This is a genomic window from Acinetobacter sp. P1(2023) (genome assembly GCF_028367635.1).
GTDB classification, from domain to species: Bacteria; Pseudomonadota; Gammaproteobacteria; order Pseudomonadales; family Moraxellaceae; genus Acinetobacter; species Acinetobacter pittii_E.
On record NZ_JAQNDD010000009.1, the window covers coordinates 159,075 to 167,295 of the forward strand.

At 40.1% G+C, this 8,221-nt stretch carries 5 protein-coding genes and 2 tRNA genes; 3 read left to right on the top strand and 4 right to left on the bottom strand.

What is annotated here, in order from left to right; genetic code table 11:
- Window positions 1–130 precede the first annotated feature (130 nt).
- Complete coding sequence (locus POD11_RS14070) at window positions 131–2,326, top strand: TRAP transporter large permease subunit (protein ID WP_262457570.1); 2,196 nt, start codon at window positions 131–133, stop codon at window positions 2,324–2,326.
- A 164-nt stretch (window positions 2,327–2,490) separates the two neighbouring features.
- Here the strand turns inward: POD11_RS14070 and POD11_RS14075 are convergent, their stop codons facing one another.
- The 4 genes from POD11_RS14075 to rnr all read right to left on the bottom strand — a co-directional run bounded on the left by POD11_RS14075 (window position 2,491) and on the right by rnr (window position 7,785).
- A complete protein-coding gene (locus tag POD11_RS14075) occupies window positions 2,491–2,916 on the bottom strand; it encodes a hypothetical protein (RefSeq protein WP_262457571.1) in 426 nt (141 codons plus the stop codon).
- A gap of 11 nt (window positions 2,917–2,927) precedes the next feature.
- Window positions 2,928–3,137, bottom strand: a complete 210-nt coding sequence (locus POD11_RS14080) for a YheV family putative zinc ribbon protein (RefSeq protein WP_016142985.1) — start codon at window positions 3,135–3,137, stop codon at window positions 2,928–2,930.
- A 40-nt stretch (window positions 3,138–3,177) separates the two neighbouring features.
- On the bottom strand, window positions 3,178–5,232 hold the full coding sequence (locus POD11_RS14085; protein WP_262457572.1) for a M3 family metallopeptidase: 2,055 nt from the start codon (window positions 5,230–5,232) through the stop codon (window positions 3,178–3,180).
- Window positions 5,233–5,367: 135 nt separating this feature from the next.
- Window positions 5,368–7,785, bottom strand: a complete 2,418-nt coding sequence (rnr, locus tag POD11_RS14090; protein ID WP_262457573.1) for a ribonuclease R — start codon at window positions 7,783–7,785, stop codon at window positions 5,368–5,370.
- Window positions 7,786–8,046: 261 nt separating this feature from the next.
- Between rnr and POD11_RS14095 the strand changes: the two genes are divergently transcribed.
- Both POD11_RS14095 and POD11_RS14100 read left to right on the top strand, forming a co-directional pair.
- Window positions 8,047–8,137 (top strand) — tRNA-Ser (locus POD11_RS14095).
- Between the two features lie 10 nt (window positions 8,138–8,147).
- Window positions 8,148–8,221: transfer RNA gene (locus POD11_RS14100), tRNA-Arg, on the top strand.

Sequence of the window (8,221 nt, forward strand, 5' to 3'; positions counted from 1 at the left end):
TTTGATGCAAATTTGATCGTTGAATAAAGGGATTGGTAGAAGGGGGATGGATTTAACCCCTGACCAAGAAAATTGCATGACTCAAACTTCTGTTTTTACAGGTTTTTGAGAGAACAAAATTGGAATATTTATGCAAGAACATCAAGAAAAAAGATCTGGATTAGGTCTGCTGGGTTATATCTGGAACGAATGGATCTCAACATTCGTCATCCTTATTCTGCTATTAATGACTCTAATTATTGGTACCGGGGAAATGATCCACGGACAATTATTACGTATCGGGGAGCGCCTCTATGGTGACCCTGCTACAGGTATGCAATATTCTTTTTTGCGTGCTGAGCCAGAAAAGCCAACTTGTGATCGACATCCAAATATCGATGCTCAAGTAAAAGAACAAATGAAAGCGAATGCGTCTGATGATTTCGCGAGTTTCTTTGGTGCAGCATCGGAAAGTGATGTCCGTGCATCACTACTCGCAGCGCAGCAACAATGTGATGAAAAATATCAGGCGTATGATAAAACCATTAAATATATCGAAGCTAACCCTGGGGTACGTACTTACCGTGCTATCGAGACTGGTTTCTTTGGTATTTTTAAATTCGGTACAGAGAACCGCGCTATTTTACTCATCTTTATGGTTCTGATTTCTGCGATCACTGCATCGTTGAAATATCACCATATTGGCTTGCGTAATCCGGCAACAAAAATAGATTACAAAGTGTATTCTCTGTTTATGTTGATTGGTAATGCATTACTTAGCTTCTCGGTAATTAGTCAGTATCGTTCAGTCATAAATTCTGGGGTAACACCTACCTATGAAACAGTAACGATTTACTGGATCTGGATGATTCTATTTGTTGTACTGACCTTAATTAGTCTCTATCAATTATTTTTCTCACCTCCACCAAAACGTGAAGGCGGTAATATAGGTTTAGCTCTACTATCGGTGCCTTTATATGCTTACATGGCACTAATTACAGGTATTGTATTCACATTCTTTATGGATTACCCAATGGGGCAAGGGATTTACCTTGGTTTATTGGTTGAGTTCTCAGGTATCTTCTTAAACCTTGCCTTGTTTATTTGGGCAGGTATGCTTTTGACTCAAACACGTGTTATGGATTTATTCCTTAATGTGCTTCGTCCATGGAACTTGGCGCCAGAAACTTTAACGTGGTTAATTCTAATTGCAGCTGCGGTACCAACAGCTTATACAGGTGCATCAGGTATTTTCGTAATCGCAGCTGGTGCAATTATTTATAAAGAAGTCTGGAATGCAGGTGCTCGCCGTCAATATGCGTTGGCTGTGTCTGCCATGTCAGGTTCTTTAGGTGTAGTTGTACGTCCATGTCTATTGGTCGTTTTAATTGCAATGCTTGATAGCCGCCATGTAACGTCCGATGAATTGTTTGGTCATGGTATCTATGTATTTTGGTTAACTGCATTTATTTTCTTGGGTGTTTCTTTACTTTTGGCTGAAGAAAAATTCCGTGTGAATTCACCAAAAGTTGCGATTCCAGGCATGATGCGTGCCTTTGTACCCGTAATCCCATATATTCTGATCACTGCTGTTGTTCTTGCGATCTATAAATATGCGCTAGATACAGGAATGAATGAGTTTACTGCACCAGTAATTTTGCCATTAGTCCTCATCGCAATGATCTTGTATGACAAATTGGTCGCTACAAAAGAAACTCCTGCAATTAATATTCATGAGGCGATTGTTCGTGAACACGAACAAAAATCACCATTCCTTCGTGCGCATGATCCGCATAGTTCTCAATTCCGTCTTGGTTTTGGTGGAGCACTTCGTTTTGCGACCTCAGAAACTGTAGGCCATATTGGTGCTCTAATTATCTTGATGGCATTGTCTGCAAGTGTAGGTGGTTTAATTGAACGCTCTGAAGTGGTTGAATTATTGCCGACCCATTTAGGCAGTATTTATATCTCACTTGCATGTATTGCGTTATTACTTGCCATTATTGGTATGTGTACAGACCCATTTGGTGCTGTAATTTTAGTTGCTGCAACTATTGCACCTGTGGCATACGAAAATGGTATTCATCCAATTCATTTCTGGATGATTGTATTGGTTGCATTCGAATTTGGTTATGTAACACCACCAGTTGCCTTGAACCATCTACTCACGCGGTTGTCCGTCGGAGATGATGAGGTGAATGCGGCTGATGCTGAAGCGAAAGAGAAATATACAAGTTTCTACTTCCGTTATGAGCGCTGGTTGCTACCAATTATTGTCTTGTTCTCATCACTGGTATTAGTGACTTACGTACCATATGTATTTAAGTTATTCGGTTGGTATCATTAACTTAAATTAAAGTATCAGTTATACAAAAAAGCCTTCCTAAACGGAGGGCTTTTTTAATAAGTAGATTGAGTAAATTGAGAAAAAGATAATTAGTACTATTTTTAAATCCAAATAAAAAAAGCTAAAGATAGATAACTTTAGCTTTTTTAAATTTTATTGAAAAACTATTGCTGTTTAAGCTGAGCTTCAAGCAATTTAACTTGTTCTTCCTTGAGTTTAGTTAATTGATCAGCATCAGTATGCTGAGCTTTTAAGGTTGCTTCCTGATCTTTTAACTGGCGATGGATATCTTCAAGTTTTGATACTTCTTCTTTTGCTAAAGACTCTTGGGCTGGTACAGGTTCTTTAAGCACATTCTCACTGACAAGTTGCTGAGAACTTACATTTTCAGCTAAGGGTTCAGAGCTTGGTGATGGATCAGCAGATTTAGCAGGAGCGGGCGTCGATACAGGTTGAGGATCAACCAGTGGTGCTGACGACTCAGTTTTTTTAAAAAACCATTGTGCTGCAAAAAAAAGCACTACGAGAATGCTTAAGCCCCCAATTAAAATCCATAATAATTTTGAGTTTTGTTTTCTTTGTAGTGGCATGTTTAAGACCTTTAGTCGGGACGACGTGGCTTGAACTGTATTACCCCAATTTCATCAGGTATAGCTGGCGTTTCAGGCTCATCAACATGAGTCGGACGATTTTCGCTATAACCGCATTCGATACATTCAATCCATTCGTCTTCTGCGGTGGTTAGCATGACAATCCGATCCATGGCTTCACATTTTGGACATTTTGCCCCAGCAATGAAACGTTTTTTCATCTTTATCACCCTAACCACACGATCAATTTAGGTCCATAGTTTAAGCGGTTTTGTTGTCATTCGTCCAACCTTGATGACGTAACAACGCGTCAATTTTAGGCTCGCGCCCACGGAAATTAACAAATGCCTCAAGCGCGGTGTCTTTCCCACCCACAGCTAAAATTGCCTGACGGAATTCTTTACCTGTTTGAGTGTTAAAAATACCTTCATTTTCAAAACGATCAAACGCATCACTTGCTAAGACTTCTGCCCATTTGTAAGAGTAATAACCCGCGGCATAACCACCAGCAAAAATATGACTGAAGCTATGTTGGAAACGATTGTAGCCGACAGTAGGAACGACTGCATACTGCTTACGAATGTCGTTTAAGGTCTGCTGAATTTGCTCACTGTTTAGCGCAGGCGTTTTTGTGTGAATGGTCAAGTCAAACAATGCAAATTCAAGCTGACGCAAAGTTTGCATACCAGATTGGAAGAATCGGGCATTTAATAAAGCATCTAGTAATTCTTGTGGCAAAGTTTGTTTACTATCGATGTGTTCACTAAGTACATCAAGGCTTTCTTTATCCCATGACCAGAATTCCATAAACTGGCTTGGTAGCTCCACTGCATCCCAAGCAACACCGTGCGTTCCTGCAACCGAGATGTTATCTACCTCTGTCAACATGTGATGTAAGCCATGTCCGAACTCGTGGAATAAAGTAATCACTTCGTCATGAGTCAATAAAGCAGGTTGATCACCTACCGGAGGGGTGAAATTACACACCATATAGCAAATTGGTTTTTGTAAGCCATGAAGCGTCTGCATGCGTGAGCGGAAACCATTCATCCATGCACCGCCACGTTTTCCCGTACGAGCATAGATGTCAAAGAAGAATCCACCAATCACTTGGCCTTGGTCTTCTAATTCAAAATAACGTGCATCTGGATGCCAGACAGGTGCTTGTCTTTCGATAATATTAATGCCGTATAGGCGCTGCACAATCTGAAATAATCCCTGAAGAACTTTAGGTGCAGGGAAATAAGGTTTTAAAGCTTCTTGAGATAAGTTGAATTGTTGCTGTTTAAGCTTTTCAGAATAGTACGTTGTATCCCAAGGTTTGAGTTCATCCACACCATCTTGTTTAGCAATTTCTTGAAGTTCCGCAACTTCTTGAAGTGCAGGAGTACGCGCATGTTCTGCTAGATCAACCAAAAACTCATGTACTGTTTTTACGTCTGGCGCCATTTTGCTTGCCAGAGAATATTCAGCGTAGTTATTGAAACCAAGTAGTTTCGCCATTTCCTGACGGAGACTCAAAATTTCTTCCATAATTTTGCTGTTATCAAACTCAGTTTGTTCAGACTGTTCTGATGCGCGAGTTACATAAGCTCTATAAAGCTCTTCACGCAATGCACGGTCATCTGCATAAGTCATGATCGCAAAATATGCTGGGAAATCGAGGGTTGCTACAGCTTGGTCAAGTTCACGTTGTTTGCCGTACTGTTTTAATAATTCAATATTACTTTCTGGAAGGCCTTTTAACTGATCTTCGGTAAGTGGTTTAAAGTAGGCTTGTGTGGCATCAAGTACGTGGTTAGAAAAATCAGAAGAAAGCTGTGAAAGACGCGCAGAAATCTCTGCATAACGTTTTTTCTCTTCACCCTCTAAGGCTACACCAGAAAGTTTAAAGTCACGTAAAGCGAGGCGAATAGCACTTTGTTGGGCTGGGCTAAGCGATGTATAACCTTGATCATCATGGATGTGTTGATATGTCTGATAAAGCGCCGTGTGTTGACCAAGCTGAGTGTAATATTCACTCAATGCCGGTAATAAGGATTGATAAACTTCTCTCGTTTCTGCATTACTCATTACCGCATTTAAATGCGATAAAACGCCCCATGATTCACTCAGATTATTTTCAAGCGTATCGACTTGCTCAAGTATGGAAAGTTGCTGTGCTCTATCTGTAGGTACAGCTGTAAGAGTATTTAAAAATTCCTGGCCTGCCTGAATCGCTTGCTGAATATCTTGTTTTAAATTTTCTAATTTAATTTGGTCAAAACGCGGAGTTGGTAAAGTCGCTTGCTGTAAAGTCATTGCTAATAGCCACATTATTTTTTAAACATGGTATTAGATGTAGGTCCTCTCAAGCTGGAAATCAAGCTTAATGTGTAAAATAACCCTTTTTAAAAAGAAATAAGCCTCCTATTGGAGACTTATTACTGAAACGTGATAATTATTTACCCACTATTCTGCCTTTGATTTTGCATTCGACTTTTTCTTTTTAGGCTTAGATTTCTTCTTCACCTTCTCTGGTTTAGCCTCAGCTTTTGCTGAGGTTTTTTTACCAGATTTTTTGGTGTAAGAACTTGGCTTACTTTTTTCTTTCTTTTTGTGAACAGGTTTTTCACCATCACTGCTGACTGTTGGTTTGCTGAAGACTTCTTCGTTAGCCTGAGCTGCTGTTTTAGTAGTACGCGGTGCACGACTACGAACTACTCGGCCTGCATGGGTAACTTGTTTAATAAGCTGGAAGTCAATTTTACGTTCTTCAAGATTTACGCCAGCTACCTGAATTTTAACTTCATCACCTAAACCAAAGACTTGACCACGATTTTGACCTACTAGATTTTGGCTCGCTTGGTCATAAATAAAGAAGTCATCGCCGAGTTGGCTAATATGAATCATGCCATCGACATATAGATCTTTAAGTGTCACGAATAAACCAAATTCGGTTACCGCACTTACGACACCAATAAACTCATCTCCTAAATGCTGTTGCATGTAGTGGCACTTCAACCAGGTCGTTACGCTGCGAGATGCTTCATCAGCACGGCGTTCTGTTTGAGAGAAATGTTCACCTGCATCATCTAGTGCAGCACCAGAGAGTGGATAAGGCTTTTGTTTTAAGTGTGCTTTAATAGCACGGTGTAATAATAAATCTGGGTAACGACGGATTGGCGAAGTGAAATGTGTATAAGCTTCATAGGCCAAACCATAGTGCCCTGCATTTTTTGCGCCATAATAAGCTTGCATCATTGAGCGTAATAAAACGGCATGAATGCTTGGTGCATCAATACGATCTTTGGTTGCTTCAATAACTCTTTGATAGTCTGCTTGAGTTGGCTGGTCAGGGAAGGGTAGACCCAATAATTTTACAAAGTCTTTTACTTTCTGAATACGTGAAAACTCTGGAGCTTCGTGCACGCGATATAACATTGGAACATCATGTTCTAATGCATATTCTGCGGCAGCAACGTTAGCAAGTAACATACATTCTTCAATGAGTTTATGTGCTTCATTACGTGTACGTGGCAAAATTTCTTTAATCCCGCCTAGCTCATCAAAAGTCATGTAAGTTTCAATGGTTTCAAATTCCATTGCATGACGATCAGCACGCAAATTTTTCAAAATCTGATAAAGCTGGAAAAGCGTATTTAAAGATTTATGAACATCACGATCTTTTGGAATCGCATCTGTGGCGCCGTCAAAATATTGTGCTACCTGTGTATAGGTCAAACGTGCTTTTGAATGCATTACCGATGGATAAAACTCATAACCTGTTACACGGCCTGTACGAGAGAGTTTTAAGTCACAGACCATACATAAACGGTCTACATGAGGGTTCAGAGAGCACAAACCGTTTGACAAAGCTTCTGGTAGCATCGGTAATACAAAGTGCGGGAAGTATACCGAAGTGCCTCGTTCCTCAGCTTCTTCATTGAGGGCTGAGTCTAAGCGGACATAATGACTCACATCGGCAATTGCGACGACTACACGGTAACCACCGCCTGGACGTTTTTCTGCATAAACCGCATCATCAAAATCTCGAGCATCTTCACCATCGATCGTAACTAATGCTAAATCTCTTAAATCAATACGGCCTTCACGATCTTGAGCGGATGGCTCTTTAAAACTTTCAGCTTCTTTTAAGACTTGATCAGGAAACTCATATGGCAAACCAAATTCAAGAATGGTCTGTGGAATAATAATTTCTGTATCAGCTTTATCGGCCATAGACTGAATAATATGCGCCGTCGCAAACTCTTCACGAGTTGGATAACTATCTATTGCGACACGTAGCATATCGCCAACATTTGCCTTAGCATGTGTTACCAATTCTTTTTCTAAAGGAATAGGTTGGTGCTGATTTGGATGGTTGGGTTGAATAAAATATTCGCCATCGTGAACTGACAATTTACCAATTAATTGTTTAACGCGATGCTGTAAAACTTCTGTGATAAAACCCCATGGTTTACCTTTACGGTCAACCGAAGTCTGGCGTACTCTAACTCGGTCACCATTAAATACTAAACGTAATTCGCGTTCAGGAAGTAAAAGATCAGTTTGACCATCAATATGTGCCGTACCTAAACCTTTACTATTAATATAAACAGTTGCTTCATAGGTTGGTTGATCTGCCACCAACTGAAATTTAAAACCGTCTTTCATGATTTGGCCGTCACGAACCATAGCACTTAAGCGGTGACTTAGAGCTTCAATACTTTTTTGGTCATGAATATTAAAATGATCGACAAGTTCTGCATGAGATTGCGGTGTCTGCAATTGTTCCAATGTATCTAAAATAAGAGTACGGCTTGGAATAGGATTGTCATAACGTTCAGCTTCAGCTTTCGCTTCGGGGTCAGCCCAGTTTTTTGTCATGTCGTTTGGTTTCACGCTTGGCAGATAAGTTTAGCATAAGTCATGCAGACCCGAACTGCACGTTTAGGTTTGCAATAATGTGTTATGCACTACAGTATTTTGATGAAGAAATAATATCTATCTTAACAAGCGTTTGATCGAAAAAGACGAAAATAATGAGGAAATTGCTTAAAAAATAATTCATTGAACTAAAAAACAAGAAAATTTCACTATGATGACTTGAACAATAGGGTTTTAGTTTGTATTATGGCGGCTCGTTCCGGTGAGGTGGATGAGTGGCTGAAATCACTTCCCTGCTAAGGAAGCATACCTATTACTGGTATCGAGGGTTCGAATCCCTCTCTCACCGCCATTTACTTAATGCGCTCATAGCTCAGCTGGATAGAGCACTTGGCTACGAACTAAGGGGTCGGGAGTTCGAATCTCTCTGAGCGCA

Excerpts from the sequence above, each read along its gene's own strand:
- POD11_RS14070 (WP_262457570.1), top strand. The coding sequence starts at position 131 with ATGCAAGAACATCAAGAAAAAAGATCTGGATTAGGTCTGCTGGGTTAT.
- POD11_RS14075 (WP_262457571.1), bottom strand. The coding sequence starts at position 2,916 with ATGCCACTACAAAGAAAACAAAACTCAAAATTATTATGGATTTTAATT.
- POD11_RS14080 (WP_016142985.1), bottom strand. The coding sequence starts at position 3,137 with ATGAAAAAACGTTTCATTGCTGGGGCAAAATGTCCAAAATGTGAAGCC.
- POD11_RS14085 (WP_262457572.1), bottom strand. The coding sequence starts at position 5,232 with ATGTGGCTATTAGCAATGACTTTACAGCAAGCGACTTTACCAACTCCG.
- rnr (WP_262457573.1), bottom strand. The coding sequence starts at position 7,785 with ATGACAAAAAACTGGGCTGACCCCGAAGCGAAAGCTGAAGCTGAACGT.